This is a genomic window from Mucilaginibacter sp. P4_E8 (assembly GCF_056401495.1).
This window is the reverse complement of the sequence record NZ_JBFUJG010000029.1, coordinates 1-21868: the sequence shown is the minus strand read 5'-3', so window position 1 is coordinate 21868 and position 21868 is coordinate 1. Positions and strand designations below refer to the sequence as shown.

Sequence of the window (21868 nt, the reverse complement as noted above, 5' to 3'; positions counted from 1 at the left end):
AAAAGATGCCGTATTAAACAATCTTTAGCAGTATGTTCTGAATAGCAATTAATGGCTCAAAAATGCATTGCCAAACAATAATTCATTAATGATTAAAATAAATGTAACTATCATTAAATGAAACACATAATTTTATCTGTTTGCCATTGTAATAATTATTCATAATTTCAGACCACTTATGCTAAAATTTTCCTTCACTCTGTTTTTTGCCATAGTCTCTTTAGGCTTATTTAGATACTTTTCAGGTACTTTTTCCCAGGAAAGTCAACCTCAAAGTACTTCTTCTTTGTTAAATCAAAGGGAAACTTTAAGTACTGTACACCAAGATTCTTTGCATTGGCCCGAAGGATTAACGGTTACCATGTTTGCAGGCCCCGAGCTTACACCAAGCCCCGCCTGTATTGCGACAGCACCAACAGGTGAGGTATTTGTTGGTATAGATATGATAGGCTCGCTGGGCAAAACTCCCGGAAAAGGAAAAATTCTCCGGCTTGTGGACAGTGATCATGACGGTAAGATAGACAAGCATACAGAATTTGCCGAAGTTGACGATCCCCGGGGTATCCTCGTTATGGGTGATCAGGTTTTTGTAATGCACACTGTGTTTTCTAAAGAAACGGGTAAGGCGACCGGGATGAACCTGGAAGTTTTTCAAGATAAGGACCAGGACGGCATTGCCGACGGGCCCCCAAAACCGCTGATTGAGCATATCAGCAATGCGCACATGCTGGTTGAAAGAGGTACAGACCATGCTACCAATGGAATACGCATGGGCATCGACGGCTGGATATATATTGCTGTTGGTGACTTTGGATTTCATGATGCTATAGACCGCAGCGGCAAAAAACTAACCATGCTGGGTGGTGGTATCGTTAGAGTAAGGCCAGATGGAACTGAGACGGAGATTTACACACATGGAACCCGAAACATTTATGACGTTGCCATTGACCCCTACATGAATATTTTCACGAGGGACAATACCAATGATGGCGGCGGATGGAACATCCGTTTTTCTCACCACATACAATCGGGCGAATATGGGTACCCTGTATTGTTCMAGCATTTTACAGACGAAATTTTACCAGCCCTGGTAGATTTAGGAGGTGGATCGGGCACAGGCTCTTTGTTTATGGACGAACCCACCTGGCCGGAAAAATACAACCATGTACCAATGACAGCTGACTGGGGAAGAAGCGAACTTTATATTAACCGTGTAAAACCGGATGGCGCCAGCTTTCAGCAAAAAGAAGAAGAATTTATTCAATTACCTCAGATTACAGATCTTGACGTAGATGGATCCGGAATACTTTACCTTTCTGCATGGGATGGCGCTGGTTACTCCGGCGATCCAGCTAAAGGCTATGTTGTGCGGGCCGTGCCTAAAAACTGGACTTACAAGGCTTTCCCCGATCTTCATGCCGCTTCATCAAGTGATTTGGCAGACTTACTTAAATCAGCAAGCGCTGTAGCCAGGCTAAGTGCCTCTCAGGAACTCCTTACCAGGCCTGTTGAAGAGACCGGCAGGCTGTCGCTTGGAATTGCAAATGATGCAAGCCTGCCGTTATATGCCCGGGTAGCAGGTATTTACACCTATGGCCAGGCAACCCGTGAAAATGGAATACCCGCCTTAGTACAGCTTTCGAAAAATAAGGATTTAAGAGAATTTGCCTTAAGGGCATTGGCAGACAGAAAGGCCGGTATTCAAAACGTACCCATTGAACCGTTTTTAGCCGGTTTAAAGGATTCCTCCGAACGCGTTCAAGTCGCAGCCATTATAGGCCTGGGCCGCCTCGACAGAATAGCTGCAGCGCAACCGTTATTGGCAACACATGTTCCCGCTACTTTTGTGGCGCCGGGAAAAAATGAGGAAGGCCCTCATGCCAAACCTAATTCCGCAATTATACCGGCACATCTGGCTGTAAAGGCCCTTGTAAGTATGAATGCTGTTAATGAATCCGTTAACGCCATCGGAACCCAAAACTCCACCCTGGCACTATGGGCTTTAAGATACATGTATGATACCAAAGCTGTTGATGGTTTAATCGGCTCCTATTCAAAAATTAAGGATGAAAAAACCAAAAAGCAAATACTGGTAACGTTATCCCGGCTTTACAAAAAAGAAGGTGATTATGATGCTTCCTGGTGGTGGGGCACGAGGCCGGATTCGCACGGACCAATTTACAAAGGCGTTACATGGGCAGGTTCGTTACAGATTGAGCAGTTTTTAAAAACCCAATGGGCAAAATCGGCGCCTGGCGGGAAACAACTTTTTGCTGATTTAAATGCCCGGCACCAAATGGGTATCACCGCGTTTGGGGGCGAAGAAAAAAACGTTGCCTCGAAAGAAGTTAAGATCGACCTGGCAAAGATCAGGAACAAGAAAGGCCAGATCGGGAAATCTTCCATCGAGGATGTGATGCTGATGATCGCAAAAATAAAAGGGGACCCATTAAAGGGAAAAGTTCTTTTTGCACGCCAGGGCTGCATAGCCTGTCATAGCCTTAACAGGGGTGAAAAACAGAAAGGTCCGTTTATGGGGCAAATTGGTTCTATCATGAAACGGCAACAAATTGCAGAGTCGGTTCTTAAACCTAACGCATCTATTTCTCAGGGCTTTGCAACCGTCATGATATCGGCAAAAGGAAACAAAAGTTATATGGGGTTCATTACCGAGGAGTCGGCCCAAAAAATAGTCATGCGAAATATTACCGGTGACGTTTTTATGATAAAAACCGCTGACGTAATCAGTCGCAAAGAATTGAAAACATCTATGATGCCTACCGGTCTTGCCAATGCGTTATCATACGATGAGTTTGCCTCCCTCATCACTTTTCTTTCACAGCAAAAAAACTAAGTGCTATTTTCAAGCCCTCACTTAACTTAATTAATATAAACAAATCAAAAGTACCGGGTGGCTCCCGCCCGGTACTTCACCCATATAAATACCCATTGTAAAATTTACTGTCATCGGCATTAATTCCGGTGAATTTCCTTCTTACTTTCAACAATCCAGGCAGAATCCCCCTTGATGGTCATCAATATCGGTATCGGGTGCCTAAATGTCTATTCCACGATGAATTTTGCCTATTTCACTGATAAACTACTCGGCGTTTTAACCGGTAATGATCAAATTTGGTTTAACAAAACACTTAAACATCAAATATCATGACACTTAAAAATGCAAAAAGAATTTATTGGACAGGCGCCTTGTTAACCTCCTTATGGTTTGGTGCAAGCGGTTTTTTTGAACTGACTAAAAACCCCATTGTTTGGGACATCACCCTGCAATTGGGCTACCCCTCCTACTTTATTTACGTGCTGGGTATCGCTAAACTATCAGGAATTATTGTGCTTTTAATTCCAGACAAACTGCTTAGGTTAAAAGAATGGGTGTTTGCCGGAGTATTCTTCGATATCATCTTTGCCTTCGCCTCCAAATTGAATGTGGTTGGACCATCAGGTACCATCGACGCCATTGTTGCGTTTACCATGGTAACCATCACTTACCTAATGTTCCGGAAGATCTATTCTGCGACCTACCTTAATCTTTCGACCGGCGTAAAAAATTAAATCTAATATTAGCTAACTCTCAGGAATAAAGTGCCAAAGATAAAGTCTCTGGCACTTTATCAGCCGTCTGGTTTTTTAAATATCATTTCAGGATTTCTTAGTATTCAGCATCCCCCTCAGGACTTCGTTATATAGTAATTGTGTTGAAACCAGTGATGAATATCTACCATTTTCAGTTATTGCAATAAAGGCAGCTTCGCTTGAAAACAGCGTACTGGTTTGCTTTTCATCCGTCCAACTCTTGTCAATCTGCTGCTTTATCAATATTGGCTTAAAAACTTCATCCAGATGCACCATACTGATATGTTTCGCACCTCCCTTATTTTCAATATTTTCACCAAGTTCATGTTGTAAAAGTTGTTCCGTTAGTAATTCATTTGGTAGTCCTGAAATAGTTGAGAATGCCATCCAGGTATGATTTGTGGCAAGCGCACCTTGCATCCAGGGTTGCGCAGGCGGAATATTGTAATTATTATAGGGTTGTACAGGTTCCAACGGGGGTACTAATTCCCACTGCCTGGCTGCGGCCCGCGATGCATAAAAACTCTTCAAATATTGCGGATTCTCTTTTAATAATTGCTGTAACAGCTCTTTAGGCCGCGCCCATCCTACAAATGTTTGTTCCCTGCCTTCTATGGTTGCTAAGAACACTATTTTATCAGGTTTTCCAAGCCGGTCGGCACCGGCAATTAAAACCAACAGCCGGGTTTCCCACCAGGCATGTCCATCTTCCAAATCTATTACAACAACACCCGAAGAGGTAGCCTCACGCAATGTATCCAGGATATTGGAGGTTCCGCTATCGGCCACATGTTCTCCGCGTACGCCAATATTTGCAGGTACGGTAAACCCTGAATATGCCGATTGTTGTATTTTTGAAAAATCAATCTTAAGATCGCCATAACCTATGGTGCCTCCGCGTTCAATAATTATATCGAGAATAGCAAGTGTAACTGGTAACAAGCTCAGCAAAAAAACACCTATTAAGATCGTATTACTTGAAGTATCAGCCGGCCAGCCAGTAGTTGAGTGCAAAGTTCCGGTAATGAGCAATAACGAGATTAAAAGTATTACAGCAGAGATAATACTGATCTTTGGTGTGAATGGCCAAAAACGATGAGCAGGCGTTTTCATTTTGTATCTTTTATTTTTTGCTATGATAACCCTCGATCATCACGGCGGGGTCAGAACAACATAAAATTCACTATAAAACACTATAAAACAATGCGTTAAACCACGTTAAGCATATGTGGTTTTTACGCAAACTAACAATACTTATATTTTTAAATAAAAATACCCCTTAAATGCTGTCGTAAAGCTTAGATAATTAAGCATTTACCTAATTATTCTATGAGATTTTAAGTAATCATGATTTGCGGGTAGCTCCATGAAATGTCATTTAAATGTCATTAAATGCACATTACTTTACAACTTTCTGTGTTGTATTTTACATCATTTTTACACATATAAATCGCTCATAGCTTATTTTTTGAACCAATTTTAATTATAGTCTATAAACTTTTAAAAAAAATCAACGGTAATTTTTAAGGTAAGGCAGCGTTGCATGACCAACCTTTTAAAAACACTCTATGCAAAAAAAATCCTTAAAAAGAAGAAAATCAGTCGGTTTGGCACTAACTGCCATTCTTTTGATTGGTAGCTGCTCCAAAAATGCAGACGCACCCAGTCCCCCGGTTAATGCTATTTCACCGGAGAGTCTTTCTGTAACAAGTACAACAAATGTTGCGCCAACCGTTTATCCAATTAGTGTTTCCACAATGAGACATGATGCAGGCCATGGTTACAAAGCGGGGCCAATTTCTGCCACGGGCGATTCAAATGAACAGCCAACCGTTTCAACGCTTAAGATTTATGAAAACGGTGTCGCGTTAGGGCCCGCGCACTCGGCTCACAGTGACATCCGAGAGATCGGAAAAGGAAGCTTTAGCCATTGGGGAAAAGATTTGTATTTTTCTGCATCGGATAACAGTAATCCGCTTAATAACGGCAGGAAATACACCTATACCCTTACCGGAACGGCCGGAAGTTCCACAACTACGCAGACCACTTCAACAGCGCCTACAGGTTCAGTCTTAAATACCTTATTAACAGGATACGCTACCGTTAATGGAACAACCACCGGAGGTAAGGGCGGCAAAACCGTTACAGTAACATCATTAGCAGCTTTTAAAGCGGCAGTGGCCGGTTCGTCTCCTAAAATTGTTTACGTCAGCGGAACTATTAGAGGAGCCGGATATGATCCTGTTTATGTGGGATCCAACACCACGCTTATAGGTAAAACAGGAGCTATTTTACAAGGTATAAACCTGTATCTGTTTACAATAAGCAACGTTATCATTCAAAATATAACATTCAAAAACTATGTAACAGAGTGCGGGGTTTACATCAAATTCCAATCACACCACGTGTGGGTAGATCATTGTGATTTTTCAACAGACAAAATTCATGGCTGGGATTATTGGGGTAAGGACATTGGTCTTGCTGAGGGGGCCGATTTTGTAACCGTTTCATGGAGCAGGTTCCATGACACTAACTTATCGGTACTTATCGGTTCCACAGCAAGTGGTGCGGCAGCGGCTAACACCGGCAAATTACATGTTACATTTCATCACAACTTTTGGTATAACGTAAGCGAAAGAGAACCAACATTGCTTTTTGGATCAATTCACATGTACAACAACTACCATTTAAACAATTCGGGCTATTCTATAGGCGTCAGGTATGCTGGTATTGCACGAACTGATAGGGAATATTTTTCAGGCTGTAAAAAACCGCTTACAACTAACCTTGATGGGGAACCTGTAGGTTATTTCAGTGGTACATCAACTAATATCTATTCAAATTGTGGTGCCAATAATATTACTACAACATTAAAAACCTGGGTTCCACCTTATTCTTATACGTCCCTGCTTACTGCTGCTGCAAATGTGCCTACAGTTGTTAAAGCCGGGGCAGGCCCTAAAACAGTTAATTAAGGGATTCATTAATCAAAAAAAAATCTATCACGTTTAATTTAAGCCTGCCTCCAATGAGGCAGGCATTTTTTTTACTTTATGAGGCTATTCAGGTCCTGGCGTTTATGCCTTGCCATCTGTCAATTTCTTTCTATTCTTTAATTTATTGCGCATCAAAAACGCATCAAGGGAAAACACCCCTGCACCTGAAATGATTAAGGCGATGAGACCTGCTATGTATATCACGTTAATTTCATATCCGGGAGGACCGAATAAAGGTCCTTGAGGTGTCAGACCTATTGTATTCACAGAACTAAATCCAAACTTTAGTTGAATGGTGAACATGGCGACAAGCATCGTTGAGATGAGTGGAATGGAAACAAGCCCGACAAACAAGCCTAACAGAAGCGCTAATCCTCCAAATAATTCAATACAAGGTAAAATATAAGCTGTAATATGTGCTAATGGAACACCAATTAAATGTAGTAGCTTTTCAAAGCCTGCGGGCCCGCGGCTAAGTTTAACATACCCATGGGCCATAAAGCCAAAGCCCATTCCGGGACGCAAAAATAGTGGAGCCCAATTGTTGTAGTTTTTATTCGATCTTGAAAAAATGTCTTTTATCATATTGAGGCATATTAGTTTTGGAATTAGTCGCTGTAACTCACATATCCTTACAAAGATCTTTTAGTTTTTGTTGAGTTTCCCTCCTATACGCTATTTCAGATTGATTTTATAATCATTATCCAATTTTACCACTTTAGGTTTTAACGAAATAAACGTATTACGAACCATATTATTTAGCGGAATATGATGATAAAAATGCTGATGTCTATTATTCCGGTTGTTGGTCTACTATTTTTCTACTTCATTTCCTGTATGCTTAATATTGTTATCAGAAAATAGTTAAGGGTTTTCATTTAAAATTTTATATTATGAAACACACAACATTCAATCAGGCGTTTATTAAGATATTTACACTGATTACACTATGCTTCACCGCATTTGGTTTTACAACAAAGTTTGGGTTAGACAGTTACGAGATCTATCTTAATAACAAGCTCATCCTAAACCAGGCGGTGAACCAGCCTTTGAGTTTAAGAGTACTGCAACTGAGTAAGGCAAATGACAATGATCAGCTGCGCATCAATTACAAACATTGCACTGTAAAGGGAGCCGGTACGAGCAGGAGCATTGCCATAAAAGACGAGAAGGGAAATACGTTGAAGAAATTTGAGTTTGCCAATACCACCGGTTCGGATTTAAATATGACGATATCGGTAAAAGAGCTGTTGCAGTTGGAAAAGAATAATGTCAATCATGAGCTAAGCCTTCATTATACTTCACGGGAACTCCCTAAAGGCGAAATGCTTGCATCTCTTCATTTTAAATGATGAGATACTTTCCAGGAGAAATGAATCTAAGACAGAAATAGAAGCATAGAATGATATTCTATGCTTCTATTTAGCTTCCCCTCTCGGCAAGTTATAGTGATGAAGAACCAAAATTCAAGTCATCAAAACAGGCCATTGCAACCTTATTTTACCTTGAGCTCTTTGCCTGCAATATCTTCCCATCTGTAGTAATGAAAGGTCTTATCATTACTCATCACTACAAATAATCCATGTTTGAATGTATCATTCAGTGGTATATTGACCACATCAGATCCATCGCTCTGCTGTGCAGCTACGTTAGCTATCTTAAGCAGCTTATGCGTTGTTCCCTCCCGGTTAAAAATCTGAAAACGATTAGCCCCCTGATCAGACACCATAATGTAGCCGGTAGAATCAATTAATTTATAAATTGACAGACCCTCATGATCGGCCTGAAAACCTGTTGTGCCAAATATGGCCAGTTGCTCATTGCCTTTTTTCGGGTCCGCGTAATACTGCCTCACGCCTACCTGCTCATCTGAATAATAAATATAGCCCAGTTCATTATCAACCGCAATTGCTTCAATTTCCTTTTTGCCGCTGTACTTGCCAAACTTGCGCACAAGCGTAGCTTTTACATTGCCCGTGCCATCATCGCCCAGTAAATATTGCCAGATGTACCCACCGGTTGTAGGACCGCTCTTACGGCCAACTATGGCATACATTTTACCATCTTTAGCTGTATAGATAGCTATACCCATCAAGTCGCGGTACTCTGCGCCTGTTTCACCAACAAACATTTCAACCCCGCCGTTATCAACAGGTTTCATGGCCGGTAACGAATAAATACGGAGCTTGTGGCTCATGCGCTCGGTGGTAATAGCAATGTCAGTTGGTTTACCGTTTAACATCAGGCCATAGGCAATGTCTACATTGTTAGGGCGTTTCAATCCTCTTACAACCTTATCAGCTATTATCTTACCATGGAGGTTGAACACGTACAGGGCGCCATCAGCATCTTTATCGGTGCCAATAACCAGGCTTTCAGCCGGGCTGGTTTTATTAACCCAGATGGCGGGGTCATCGGTATCGTACTTAACGGCTTCTGTAATTATAACCGGCTTGATAGCCGTGGTATCTGCAGCTGGTTTGCATGAAGTAAGGAGTAATATGGCCAGCGGCGCTAAACAAAACAAGTTCAATTTCTTCATGCAATTATAATTTAGCACCATACGCGCCAACAAATACAGAAGGCTCAGGTGATGTATAAGTGAGGCCGTTGGCCAGGGTTATGCCCGCCTTATGGTGGCGTGTAAAGTTAGTGGTACCTTTTGTTAATGCAGGCGAATTACCTTGCAAATGAAAATCCCATGAGGTATTATAATCAGGACTCACCTCAGAATTGCTTAATGGGTAGTTCACAAATTTAGGGTCGTTGTCGCCCGCTTTGGTACCCCTTACATCGTTAGCGCCGCCTGCTACTATATCATTACTGCCAACCTGAAACTGGTCAACCGTAGTTTGGTCAAAACCGTAATACCAGTTGTAGTCGTTTTTAGAACGGTTATCCTCCGGTTTTTTAGGGTCGCGTTTTATACCGTAACGGGTATTGGCAAAAAGGTTGTTATATAAGTCGGCATGTACGGTGGCTTCCAGCCAAACAGAACCACCTTTAGCGGTAGGCCTGCGCCAGCCGGTATTGATCATCGTATTGTTATAAGCAATTATGTAAGCCTGCGGGGTGCGGTCACCAGTGTTTGATAGCTTCAACGCGTTGGTATTGCAGCTATAAACCAGGTTGTAGGCAATATCGGCCAGGCAACCTGATTTAAAGTTCATAGCCTCGCCGCCGCTTATACCAGTTGTGTAAAACACATTGTTCGAAAATATGCTTTTACCACCTTCAATGTATGTACAGTCTTCCTGGAAGTTGCGCACAATGCTGTTGGTTACAATAAGTTTACCGTTTACGTTTGAGAACCAAAGCGCCGGCAGGTTTTCACCGGCCACTGCTTTATACAGGCCCATTTTTACCGATGTTGAAGCATCAGATGTAGTGTTGCCGCCATACTCTAATATGGTATGGTCAAGTACAAGCTCGGCGCAGGTAGGCGCGGCCAACAAGCCCCCCCACATTTTGCCGAATTTATTGGCATCGGTTTTATAAACATCGCTCACGGTAAATTTAACAGGGCTTTCGGCAGTGCCTAACGAGTATAAATTACCTTTAATTACTATCTCGGGTTTGGCAGTCACATCCATTAATACGGTTACACCTTCTTCAATGGTAAGGCTTTTCCCTTCAGGGATAATGATATCACCTTTAATTTCGTGCACGCTGCCTTTAGTCCATACGCCCGATACTTCACCAATTGCCGAACCATTCTGCGGAGTGGTATCAACATTTATGTTAGCTTTTTCGCAACCTGTAAAAGCCAGTGCCGCAAATGCTAATGCCATTATAATCTGTTTGAATTTCATATTGAATGCTTTAATAAATATTAATTAAACTTATATCTTAAACCTATCAGGTAGCCCTGGCCATACTGATCATTACGGATCAAAGTCTGTCCGTTAGAAACAATATTCTCCCTGATATTATCATTCTCGGTGTTAGTGCCTTTTATAAATAGTTTGAATGGTGTATTAAGGAGGTTATTCGCTTTTACAAACACGCTTATACCGCTCTTGAAACTTTTTTCGGCAGAGGCATCCATCTGGATAAAGCCTTTTTGCCAAAGGTCATTGTTCAGGAATTGCGATACAGTGTTGATACGCTCGCCTGTATAGGCGCCTGCAAGCTGTATGTCTAAACCTTTTTTGGTGTCTTTATATAATAAAGACAGGTTTGCAACATGTGCCGACTGACCATACAATGGTCTCGACTGGTTAACCAGGAATGCTTCGATATCGCCTGTGGTTTGGTTTATCCTGCGCGATGTTTTTGGTGTAGTGATGCGTGAGTGTGTATAGGTATAGTTTGCCTTGATACCGATTTTGTTAAAAAATTTGACATAATCAATCTCGGCGCCATAGTTTTTGGCCGTCCCAAAGTTACCCGGGGTATAATAAATATCCTGCCCACGCACGGCATCCGGCTGGAAGGTATATTCAATAGGATCTTTTATTTTTTTGTAAAATGCGCCTACCAATAATTGTTCAGATGCACCCGGGAACAATTCATAACGCAGATCGTAATTATCTGCCAATGCACGTTTCAGATCAGGGTTACCGCGCTCTTCATATTCTTCGTTAACTATCTTACTCGGCACTATTTCATAAAAACCCGGACGGTTTACTGCCCTGTAGTATGATGCATGTAATTGTTCTTTATCGGTTAAATGGTATTTTATAATAGCGCTTGGTAACACATCTGTGTAGATCTGGCTTCCGGTAGGCCTTGATTCACCCTGTGGAAATAATAAGTTGTAGCCCTGGTTGGTATGCTCTACCCTTGCGCCGGCAGTTACCTCTAATTTATTCGATGTTAATTTAAACATACCATAACCTGCTCCTATCTTTTCCGAAGCATCGTATGTTAAAGAGTTGGCTACACCTCCCTGGGGATTACTTACTGATAAATTCAGATCAGTATAGTTTTGAAAATCAACCCCGTATAATGGTGCCTTACCCTGAGCATTAAGCGGGGCAAACAGGTTATATTTATTAAAAAAACCGCTCCTTTGCTTATCGCGGTATAAACCGCCTGCCATGAAATCGATCTTATTGTTTCCCGTTTTTACTGTATAACCAAGGTCTAAATAACCGGCTTTATCCTCATCGGTGTTACGTTCCCAGCGGCGTTCTACCGGGTTAGTGTTTACTAATGATAAACGAGTATCCTGGTTGTTTGTACGTAAGCCATTCAAACTTATCAGCGTATTATCAGGCACTTCGTTTCTTGCTGATGAATACACTCCCGACCATTGTACCTTGAATTTGCTATCGAAAAATTTATGATCACCATGCAGGGTGGTGTTATATATCTGCTGCTCGGTTAAACGGCTGCGGGTGCTGTAAACCAGCTCGGCGTTTTTACCCTGGCTCGCATTGTAAACATTGTTGTAGGTTGTACTTACTTCATCGCGCAGCTGTTGATTTTTAAGGTCTACATACAGGTTATAAAGGCTTATCTTATTGTTTTTATCAAACACATAATCAACCTTGCCATGTAAACCTAAACGTTTTTGCTGGTCAGAATATTCGCGCTTGTCCTGACTGGTAATTTTTGCATAAGCATCGGTACCATCAACAGATGAATCATAAAAGGTACTATTGCTGCCGCGATAGGTATTTTGATAACTACCTGCAATAATAACACCTAACTTATTATCAAAAAACCGCTGACCGATAGATAAGCTCCCGATCATATTAGGAGCAGTTTTTTTCGATGTATAATCAAGCGTACCTTTTGCAAAATCGGCTTGAGTGGCATTATAATTACGACCGTTTATTTCATAAGGAGATTTGTGGTTGATGCCCGAAGCATCAAAGCTTGTGAAATTACGGTCAAAGAATAACTGGCTGTAACCGGTTGCTATATTGGCGTTTATCTGGAAATGGTCAGGCGCGTTTTTCATTACCATGTTGACCGCGCCGCCAATAGCATCGCCTTCTAAATTAGGGGTTAAGGTTTTATAAACTTCGAGCCTTTCCAGTAAATCAGACGGAAACAGATCGAGCGGTACATAACGGTATTTGTTATCCGGGCTCGGTATCTTAACACCGTTCACTAATGTATAGTTGTAGCGTTTATCCATTCCACGTAAAATAGCATATTGGCCATCGCCGTTGCTATTACGCTCAATAGATACCCCGGATACACGCTGCATAACGTTGGCCACAGTCAAATCGGGTGATATCTCGATAGCACGGCCGGGTACGATGTTCATTATTTGTGTGGCATTCTGCTCAATACGGCGGGCATCACCATCGTTAGAGCCACTTGCATTTGCCCTAACGGTAACCTCGCTCAGATCTTTAGCCGAAGTTTCCATATAGAACTTTAAATGCGGATTGTCCTCCTTCAGGATGGTTATTTGCCGGACAATTGTTTTGTAAGTAATGTAACTTATCCGGATGGTTGCTGCACCGGGAGGTACATCTTTTATCTCGAATGAGCCGTCGAGCCCGGTGCTGGTTGATTTACCTGTACTTTCTAAAACAACCGTCGCGCCAACTAAGGCTTCGCCAGATTGTTTATCGTAAACATGGCCCTTTAGTTTGGTTGCGCTTGCTATTGTCGCACAAAGCAGCAGCGGTAAAAGGATTTGTAAAAGTTTATTCATTGTTGTGGGGATAATGTTTCATTTTTTTGTGATGCTGCAAAGGTGTGTATACATCCAAATAGAAATGAAACTTGTGGGGTTACATAAAGGCAACACCGTTACGTTAGCCGTATATTAAAAAGCAACAGTATAATTTAAATACCTTATTAACAGATATTTAATTGTTTTTAAAAACTCCGTTATCATTTTATTACCGTTACATTAAGTTAAAGTTAACACCAAAAACAAAGCTTTTTTTATAAGAAATAAGCCGTAACGGTAACGGTACTATAAGCTTTGAATAAAGGCTGTAAGATTGTCGCCCTGGGGTATATTTAGTTTTTTGCGGAGCCTGTATCTGGAAACACGCAGGCTGTCGGTAGATATTCCTAACAAGGTGGCTATATCTGCAGATCCGAGATTTATGCGGAGTAAGGCAATCAGGCGCATATCTGTAGAAGTCAATTCGCCGCTATGCTTTTTAATATTATCAAAAAATTGCTGGTGAACCTGCTCAAAGGCATTGGTAAATTCCTTCCAGTGTTGTTCGTGATTAAAACTTTCGTTAATCTGCGCTATAACTTGCTGCATTTGCTTTTTCTGGTCACGTTTATCTTCTTTGACCATAGCCTGTAGTGTGCTGCGCAAATGCTCAAGCAATTGATTATTCTTAATCAGATTTAAGGTATGGGCAGATAATTCCCTGCTTTTTACATCCAGTTGCTGTTTCAGGCTTTCTTCTTCAAGCTGCTGGTTTTTTATTTCCAGCTGCATCAGTTCATGCTGCGCCTCTTTTTGTTTGGCCAGTGCATTCTGGTCTTTGATCTTTAAGCGTTGCCTGCTAAAAATAACTATAACCAATATGATCAGCAGTGCCCCTATCACAACTGCAGCAAAAGCGATGATGCGATTTATTTTGCGAATATTGTTAAGCCTAACAATCTCGTCACTCTTTTTATCTATATCGTACAGCACCTGTAAAAAGGCAGTTTGCTTAACGCCATCTTTTGAATAAATCTCAAGCGAATACTTTCGGCTTAGTTCTGCGTAATAGTACGCACTATCCATGCGGTTGATTAATTCGTAGGTTTTTCCCAGATCCTTGCTGCATGCGGCAAGTTGGTAAATATTACCTGTTTGCCCTGCAAGTGTCATGGCCCGGTGCGATTGTACTATGCTTTCTTTATACTTACCTGTTTTGCGCAGAATATCACCAAGATTATTGATTACTTCGATACTGGCTATCTCATTATTCTCTTCCCTGTAAAGCTGTAAAGAGTGCTTAAAGCAGGTGTAAGCAGAATCAAATTTTGCCAGGTCTTCATAAATGCTTCCCAGGTTTTCGTATATTTTTGCAGCACCTTGTTTATAATTTGCACTGGTATATGTTTTAAGCGCCAGGTTTTGATAATAAAATGCACTATCATATTGGCGGCGCTTTTCATACAGGTGCCCTATATTTCCAAAAATTTCAGCCTGCCCTTTAAGATTATGGTTTTGTTTGTAAATAACTAAGGCCTTGTTATACATGGCACGTGATTTTCCCAGCTGTTTGTTATAATAATATAAAACGCCCATTTCGCCCAGATTAACGGCCAAAAAATTTTTGTCACCCAGGGTGCTGAACAGCTTATCGGCACGTTGATAAAAATCGATTGCCTGGGCGTAATGTCCCTGATTATAGCAAATCTGGCCCATTTGATGCAAACAAGCACCTTCGGTAGCGATGTTGCCTTCATCGACTGCCTTTGCATGAAGTTTTTTAAGAATTATAAGTGCTGAATCTGGATGCTTTTGGCTAAGTGAGCGGATCGCAAATAACTGTTTATCCTGCCCATAGGCATTGGTACTGGAAAAGAGAAACCAAATGACTATAAGGAAAATAGCTCTATGCATTTAATCATTTATGGTTACCGTTAACAAATTGCTGTGTCAGGATACAAATCAATCGTTTTAATATTAATTGAATGTTAACAACACGGGCATTTCATGTTTTAGAAACGAATTGCCACAATTATATATATTATAAAAGGGAATTAACCTTCAGATTAATTCCCTTTTATGATATAATTGACTGATGATTTATCAATAACCAGGGTTTTGAGTTATCTTGCTATTTTGCGTGATAACATATTGCGGTATAGGCAATAATAACCTTTGCTCGGTTACCGCTTTGCCTTTTGCTGTTAAAACGGTTAAAGCTCTTGCTGTCCGTTTTAAATCAAAGAAACGGTGGAACTCCAACGCCAGTTCTACCTTTCTTTCATGCTCAATGGCCAGTGCAAGTGTAGGGTATTGGGCAGAAGGATAACCCGCGCTCCCGAAGGCGGCTAAACCAACCCGTGCCCGTACCTGGTTTAAATAAGTAGCATCGCCGGTGGCTTCTGACAAAAGCAGTAATACATCGGCATAGCGCAGTACCATAAAATTGTTATTACTCAGTTCCTGTGTACCACTTGTAGGAGCAGTACGGTCTTCCCATTTTTTAGGGAATTTAATACTTACAAAATTTCCTTTAGCATCGGTATATCCTGTTTCGATGGAGGCATCTCTGCGGGGGTCACCAACTTCGTATTCATTGTACAGATCATCGGTTACCTGGTTAATGCCACCGCCATATTTGGTTATTACACCGTTAGTAACCGGCGCAAAGGCCGTCCAATAAGGGCTAAAAGGATTACTTGCTGATCCACCCAGATATTGAATTTCAAAAACTGATTCCTTTGTATTTTTAACATTTGGGCCAAATAACGAGGTATACTGTGGTAATAAGCTATATTGACCGCTATTGTAAACATCCTGCAGCACCTGTGTAGCGGCGGTTTTATTATTTAATGACAAATATACTTTACCCAGTACAGCTTCGGCAGCACCCTTTGATGCACGGCCCACGGCCGGAACAGCGTTTGCCAAAGGCAAATTATCAGCAGCGAATTTCAAATCGGATACAATCTGGTTGTACACATCGGCAACCGGAGAACGTAATATACCATAGCTTTCATCAGCGCTGATTACTTTGGTAACGAGTGGTACACCGCCAAACAACTGCACCATGTTATAGTAATACAGGCCACGGAGAAACATCATTTCGCCTTTTACACGATTAGTATAAGCCGCATCCAGTCCGGCTACTTGTATCTTATCTAAAACATTGTTAATATTAAATAATGYTTTATAATAATCCTGCCAGTATTGATACACCAGTGTGTTGCTTGCTGTTGCCGTATAATCTCTTATAGCCCATTTATCTGCCTGTGCGCCGGCCACTGCGTAAAGCGTACCCTCGTCAGACATGATCTCGGTGTATGATACCGCCTCCTCGGGCGCATAAATAACATACAAGGTAGCATAAGCGGAATTAATAGCTACCTCAAAATCGGCCTTGGTTTTATAAAAATTGTTGGCATTCGCATTGGAAACAGGCGACAATTCGAGGAATGATTTCTTGCAGCCGCAAGCCATTACACAGATGAAAGTGACGGCTAAAATTCTTTTTATATTTTTCATTTTCACGGTTATTAAAATTAAAAATCAACCTTAGCTCCAAAAGTTATCACACGAGGTACCGGGTATGAACCATAATCTACCCCGTAAAATGCTCCCGATGGAACCCCTGTTGTTGGCGTTGATGATGGAACTGTTGACGGATAGGTAGTATTTTCAGGATCAAAGTTTTTGTATTTACTAAACAAATGCACATTCTCGGCATTTACATAAATTCTTGCTCCTTTGACAGGCGTATGCTGAAGCCATGTTTTAGGAAGTGTGTATGATAACCTGATATTTTTAAGACGTACCCAGGTGGCGCTTTCTACCCAATAGCTTGAAAAGCTTTGCTCCATAGCCGTTGGACTAATAGATGGTTTAAAATGGACACCATCACCAGGATTACTTTCAGATCGCCAATAGTTTGCAACACCGGCATAAGCGTTTCGGCCGCCATTCCAGATGCCCAGGTAGCGGGTAAGCTGGTTGGTTATTTGCCCGCCAAATGAGCCCTGGAACATAAAGGAAAACTCAAACCCTTTAAACCCAAAGGTATTGGTTATGCCCGAAGCAAAATTAGCTTGCGCGTTACCAATGGTGGTTTGATCGGCAGCATCAATTTTACCGTCCTTGTTTACATCCCTCACAATAGGTTCGCCGGGAGTTGTGCCGGTAACGTGAGGCGAGCCATCAATTTGAGCCTGGTTTTTATAAACACCATCAAAAATATACCCGTAAAAATTTGATACGGGCTGCCCTACTTCGGTTTTAACCTGTACTACGTAATCGGTAAACAATAGCGGCGCGTTACCCGGCCCCAGCTGTAATACCTTGTTGCGGTTAAACGAAAGGTTAAAATCTGTACTCCATTTAAATGCACCAATCGTGTTTTTGGTGTTCAGGCTAAACTCCAGCCCCCGGTTCCTGACCTTGCCAATATTGGTAAGCTGTGTTGAAAAACCGGTAATATCCGGAACGGGTACATTTAGGAGCAGGTTATTAGTAATAGAGTTATAAAACTCCGCGGTAAAATTAACCCTGTTTTTAATAATGCCAATATCGATCCCCAGGTTAAACTGGTTTGTTTTTTCCCATTTGAGGTTAGGGTTGGAAATATTGGAAACGGTAAGACCGCTGGCCAGCGAACTGCCGCTTACATAATTTGATGTACTTAATAAACTTGTAGGGCCATAATTGGGGATTTGATTATTACCGGCTACACCATAGCTTGCCCTTAACTTTAAGTTGCTGATAAATTCTGCGTTTTTCAGAAAGTCCTCGTCTGATATGAGCCAGCCCGCTGACACGGATGGAAAATATCCCCATTTGGAATTTGTACCGAATCTTGAGCTGCCATCGCGGCGTACGGTACCTGTAAGGAAATACCTGTTCTTGTAATTATAGTTTACCCTTGCCAGGTACGAAACCATAGCCCACTCAGATGCAGTTGACGTTCCTGAACTGGCGGTACCGGCATTTAAAGTATGTACCAGGTCATTAGGGAAGTTTGACGATACCAACTGGCTATACTCGTCGCGTTCATGCTGGGCGGTGTAACCTACCAAGGCGCTAAAACTATGGTCGCCAAACTGTTTGTCATAGGTTACCGTGTTTTCTGTAAGCCAGTTCAATGAATAGTTTGATCTTACCACACCTTGCGCGGGCAATACCGCGGAGTAACCATAGCCCTGACCCGCATTGGAGTAGGAATTATAGCTGTTATTGTACAAGTTCGCGTTAATACTGGTACGAAACTTTAATCCATCAATAATCTTGTATTCTAAAAATCCGGTTGCGAGGGTATTAAACGATTTATTCTTGGCCTCAATCTGCCGGGTTAGAGAATATGGGTGCCACTCGATCAGATCGCTGTATGGAATAAAACGATACCATGCTGAATTGGGATCCCGGAAACCCAAACTTCCGGTTTCGGTATAAACAGGAAATATCGGATCGCTTTGCAAACCAAGGCTCACTACATCGCTTTTACCGGCTACGCCATCTGTACGATCAAATATCCCGGTAAAAGAAAGGTTGGTACCTACGGTAAAATGATCGGATATTTTGTGTTTGATATTGGTACGAAGCGACAGGCGTTTGTAATAATTAGCATCAAGCACGGCATCCTGGTTCAGGTATCCTACCGAGAACAGGAACTGTGTTTTATCGGTGCCACCCGATACCGATACCTGCGCGTTTTGCAACGGCGCTGAGCGGAACATCACATCCTGCCAGTTGGTACCGTTGCCAAACTGCCCCGGATTGGTCGTAAAATCTTCAGGGATCTTGTAGGCTGAGGTACGGGCACTGTTAGGGTCTGACGCCAGGTGACCGCCTCCCAGAGCAACCCAGGCGTTATTATGGGCGTCGACATAATATTGTATAAACTGCTGAGCGTTCATCATGTCAATCCTGCGTGTTACGTCCTGCACACCATACTCATAAGATGTATTTACACTGGTTTGGCCGGGCTTGCCCAGTTTGGTGGTAACAATTACAACACCGTTGGCACCGCGTGAACCATAAATGGCTGTTGAGGATGCATCCTTTAATACATCTATCGATTCAATATCCTGCGGGTTAATGTAATTTAAATTGAAGTTTTCCAAAGGTAAACCGTCTACTACATACAACGGATTGGTTCCTGCTGTAATAGAACTTGTCCCACGAATCTTGATAATAGGAGTCGAACCAGGAGCTCCCTGCGCCTGTGTAATGCTTACGCCAGGTAATTCGCCGGCTAATGACTGGGTTACATTGCTGTTAGTCCTGTCCTTGAAATTATCATACTTTACTGAGGCTATAGAACCGGTTACGGCCCTTTTACTTTGTGTACCATAACCAACCACTATAATTTCATTCAGTTGTTTGCCTGATGTATTAATTTTAAGGGTAATATTCAGCGTTTCCACATTATCAGTACCTTTTACACTCACAGTTTGGCTGTTAAAACCTATATATGAAAAGGTAAGCTGGGCGCCGCTTTGAACGGTGAGCTCATACTCACCGTTAACATTGGTTATTGCCCCAAACTTTGTCCCCTCCTGCTTAACCGTTACACCGGCTAATGGCAGGCCTTTTTCATCAATTACTTTTCCTTTTACCCTGATGTCTTTTATCCCGGTACTTTTCGGGGCTATGATGACCAGCCCATTCTCGGTGATCTGGTATTTCAGTTGGGTATCTTTCAGCAGGCTTTGCAGCACATCAGCAAAAAGCGCATCTTTTACATTAATGGTAACCTCTTTGGCATTGGGCAACACCTCTTCGCTGTATAAAAAACGAATGTTACTTTTCTTTTCAAGCACAGAGAGCGCTTTTTTAAGCTCCATTTTTTTGACATCCATGGTTACCCGCAGGTTTTGAGAGTAGGTGTATGCCGATACCCTTAAACAAAACAAAAAAGTAAAAATGAAAACATATTTAAGCATTAGTAAATATTTTTTGTATTGAAAAACAGGGTAGCCGTAACTATGAAGTTGTTTTATTTTCATAGATTTAAAAGTTTAATTAGTTAAACAATCTGTTAATTACCGGGGTTAGTAATAACCCATGTCAAAAAAATTTGCAGATTTTTCGGCGGAAGATGTTCGAGCATCTTCCGCTTACTTTTACTCCTTATTTAAGTTGTGTTGGTTAGTTAATGTCTATCTCATCGTTGTTTATTTTAAATTTAAATGGTCTGATTAATTGCATGGCTTTTAAGGCCTGTTCTATAGTTTCGTTCTGGAAAATTCCGGTAAAGTGATAATCATTTATTGCACTGTTGCCTATATGTATCTTAACATTGTACCAACGTTCTAACTTGGGTACCAGCTCACGGAACGACTCATTTTTAAAGATGAGCTTATCGGTTATCCATGATGTTTCTTCTATATATTCCTGGCTTTCAATTTCAACAGGTTTAATATTTTCAATGGATAATTTTCTCTTTTCAGCAATAGCAGCAGGCAGTGGGGTATCTTTACTATTAGTGTTTTTATCTGCCAGCAGGAGTTTTTCACCGGCCTTTAATAATATTTTTTGATGCTGGTTATCTGTCACCGTTAACTCAATCGATCCCCTGATTAATGCTGTTTCTGTAATACTATCGGTTGGATAAGCCTTTACATTAAATGCGGTACCCAATACTTTAATTAAAACTTTATCGGTTTGTATAATAAATGGACGATGTTTGTTTTTAACCACATCAAAATAAGCCTCACCAGTAAGCATTACTACTCTGTTGGGTGCTGCGTTTAAATCATTATTAAAAGTTAGCCTGCTGTTGCTGTTAAGCCATACCTGCGTACCATCGGGCAGTATTATTTTTTTACGGACACCTTTACCGGCAGAAATTTCTGTAGCTGTAACCGGGGTATTTTTCACAAACCGGTGGTAATAAAATACTCCCGATCCTGTTAATAAACAGATTACAGCTATAGCCAAATAGCTTTTAATCTGTGAATAAAATTTAGGGTGATAGCCATCTTCTGCAGGCTCAAAATCTGCCGCATATTTTAACTTATGTTTAATGTATTCAAGATCCTGCCCGGCATTATCAACGGGCTGTTTTGCCCATAATTGAGTTAATACCTCTTCCATGTATACCCCATCCGGATGCCTTTCAAGTAAATTCTGCAATTCGCTCAATTCATCAGCAGTAGCTTCGCCGGCTACTTTACGCGCCAATAGCTGTAATATCCTGTTATCTGGCATGAAAAAGGGATCTTGAAAATCCGGTTAATATTGGTTATTATGTAGAGGACAAGAAAAAACAGGGAGTTCCCTATAAGAAATTTAAATATTTTAAGGTCTTGTAAAGTCCGTCAATATCAAATTAAATTATACTCGCTTTTAATGGCGCATGAAATTCTTTTTACCGCGGTAACCAAATGCGCGTCAACAGTTTTGGCCGAAATATCAAGTATCTGGGCTACTTCTTTATAGCTTAAGTTATCTTCCTTCACCAATTTAAATACCATTTTGCAGCGGGGAGGTAAAGCCTGAACAATAAGTTCAATGCTTTTTTTGAACTCCTCGTTTATTAAGATCTGCTCTGGTGTTAAATTATCAAAAGTAATATCAATGTTGGTTTCATCTAACTGTACTGTATTGCCCGATTGCTTTTTCAACATATTCAACGCGGTGTTTTTAGCCATCACAAAAGCATAAACCTTTATATTCTGAATGTTGAGTAACATTCAGAATATAAAGG

Annotated in this window: 14 protein-coding genes; 4 read left to right on the top strand and 10 right to left on the bottom strand. The window is 41.3% G+C overall.

The window, feature by feature from the left end; translation table 11 throughout:
- Positions 1-331: 331 nt before the first annotated feature.
- Both AC1DRQ_RS13465 and AC1DRQ_RS13460 read left to right on the top strand, forming a co-directional pair.
- Positions 332-2854, top strand: a complete 2523-nt coding sequence (locus AC1DRQ_RS13465) for a DUF7133 domain-containing protein (RefSeq protein ID WP_477425129.1) — start codon at positions 332-334, stop codon at positions 2852-2854.
- 311 nt (positions 2855-3165) lie between these two features.
- Entirely contained in the window at positions 3166-3570 is a 405-nt protein-coding gene (locus tag AC1DRQ_RS13460; protein ID WP_429393859.1) for a DoxX family protein, read from the top strand.
- A gap of 87 nt (positions 3571-3657) precedes the next feature.
- Here AC1DRQ_RS13460 and AC1DRQ_RS13455 read toward each other — a convergent pair whose 3' ends face one another.
- Positions 3658-4704, bottom strand: a complete 1047-nt coding sequence (locus AC1DRQ_RS13455; RefSeq protein ID WP_477425126.1) for a hypothetical protein — start codon at positions 4702-4704, stop codon at positions 3658-3660.
- A 455-nt stretch (positions 4705-5159) separates the two neighbouring features.
- On the opposite strand from AC1DRQ_RS13455, the gene AC1DRQ_RS13450 reads away from it, so the two are divergent.
- Positions 5160-6566 carry a pectate lyase family protein gene (locus AC1DRQ_RS13450; RefSeq protein ID WP_477425124.1) on the top strand — a complete coding sequence of 469 codons (1407 nt, stop codon included), beginning with the start codon at positions 5160-5162 and terminating at the stop codon, positions 6564-6566.
- A gap of 102 nt (positions 6567-6668) precedes the next feature.
- Here AC1DRQ_RS13450 and AC1DRQ_RS13445 read toward each other — a convergent pair whose 3' ends face one another.
- On the bottom strand, positions 6669-7172 hold the full coding sequence (locus tag AC1DRQ_RS13445) for a DoxX family protein (protein ID WP_477425122.1): 504 nt from the start codon (positions 7170-7172) through the stop codon (positions 6669-6671).
- Between the two features lie 308 nt (positions 7173-7480).
- On the opposite strand from AC1DRQ_RS13445, the gene AC1DRQ_RS13440 reads away from it, so the two are divergent.
- A complete protein-coding gene (locus AC1DRQ_RS13440; RefSeq protein WP_477425120.1) occupies positions 7481-7939 on the top strand; it encodes a hypothetical protein in 459 nt (152 codons plus the stop codon).
- 143 nt (positions 7940-8082) lie between these two features.
- On the opposite strand, the gene AC1DRQ_RS13435 is transcribed toward AC1DRQ_RS13440, so the two are convergent.
- From AC1DRQ_RS13435 to AC1DRQ_RS13400, 8 genes are all read right to left on the bottom strand, one after another.
- Positions 8083-9129, bottom strand: a complete 1047-nt coding sequence (locus AC1DRQ_RS13435) for a phytase (protein WP_477425118.1) — start codon at positions 9127-9129, stop codon at positions 8083-8085.
- Between the two features lie 4 nt (positions 9130-9133).
- Positions 9134-10378, bottom strand: a complete 1245-nt coding sequence (locus tag AC1DRQ_RS13430; protein ID WP_429393875.1) for a right-handed parallel beta-helix repeat-containing protein — start codon at positions 10376-10378, stop codon at positions 9134-9136.
- A 41-nt stretch (positions 10379-10419) separates the two neighbouring features.
- Positions 10420-13206 (bottom strand): TonB-dependent receptor, encoded by a 2787-nt coding sequence (locus AC1DRQ_RS13425; RefSeq protein WP_477425116.1) that lies wholly within the window; start codon positions 13204-13206, stop codon positions 10420-10422.
- 267 nt (positions 13207-13473) lie between these two features.
- The gene (locus AC1DRQ_RS13420; RefSeq protein WP_477425114.1) at positions 13474-15081 is read right to left on the bottom strand and encodes a tetratricopeptide repeat protein; all 1608 of its coding nucleotides are present in this window, start codon (positions 15079-15081) and stop codon (positions 13474-13476) included.
- A gap of 189 nt (positions 15082-15270) precedes the next feature.
- The gene (locus AC1DRQ_RS13415) at positions 15271-16692 is read right to left on the bottom strand and encodes a RagB/SusD family nutrient uptake outer membrane protein (RefSeq protein WP_477425112.1); all 1422 of its coding nucleotides are present in this window, start codon (positions 16690-16692) and stop codon (positions 15271-15273) included.
- A gap of 17 nt (positions 16693-16709) precedes the next feature.
- Positions 16710-20165 (bottom strand): TonB-dependent receptor, encoded by a 3456-nt coding sequence (locus AC1DRQ_RS13410; protein ID WP_477425110.1) that lies wholly within the window; start codon positions 20163-20165, stop codon positions 16710-16712.
- A 142-nt stretch (positions 20166-20307) separates the two neighbouring features.
- Positions 20308-21369 carry a FecR family protein gene (locus tag AC1DRQ_RS13405; RefSeq protein ID WP_477425108.1) on the bottom strand — a complete coding sequence of 354 codons (1062 nt, stop codon included), beginning with the start codon at positions 21367-21369 and terminating at the stop codon, positions 20308-20310.
- Positions 21370-21485: 116 nt separating this feature from the next.
- Complete coding sequence (locus AC1DRQ_RS13400) at positions 21486-21854, bottom strand: RNA polymerase sigma factor (protein ID WP_477425106.1); 369 nt, start codon at positions 21852-21854, stop codon at positions 21486-21488.
- Positions 21855-21868 lie beyond the last annotated feature (14 nt).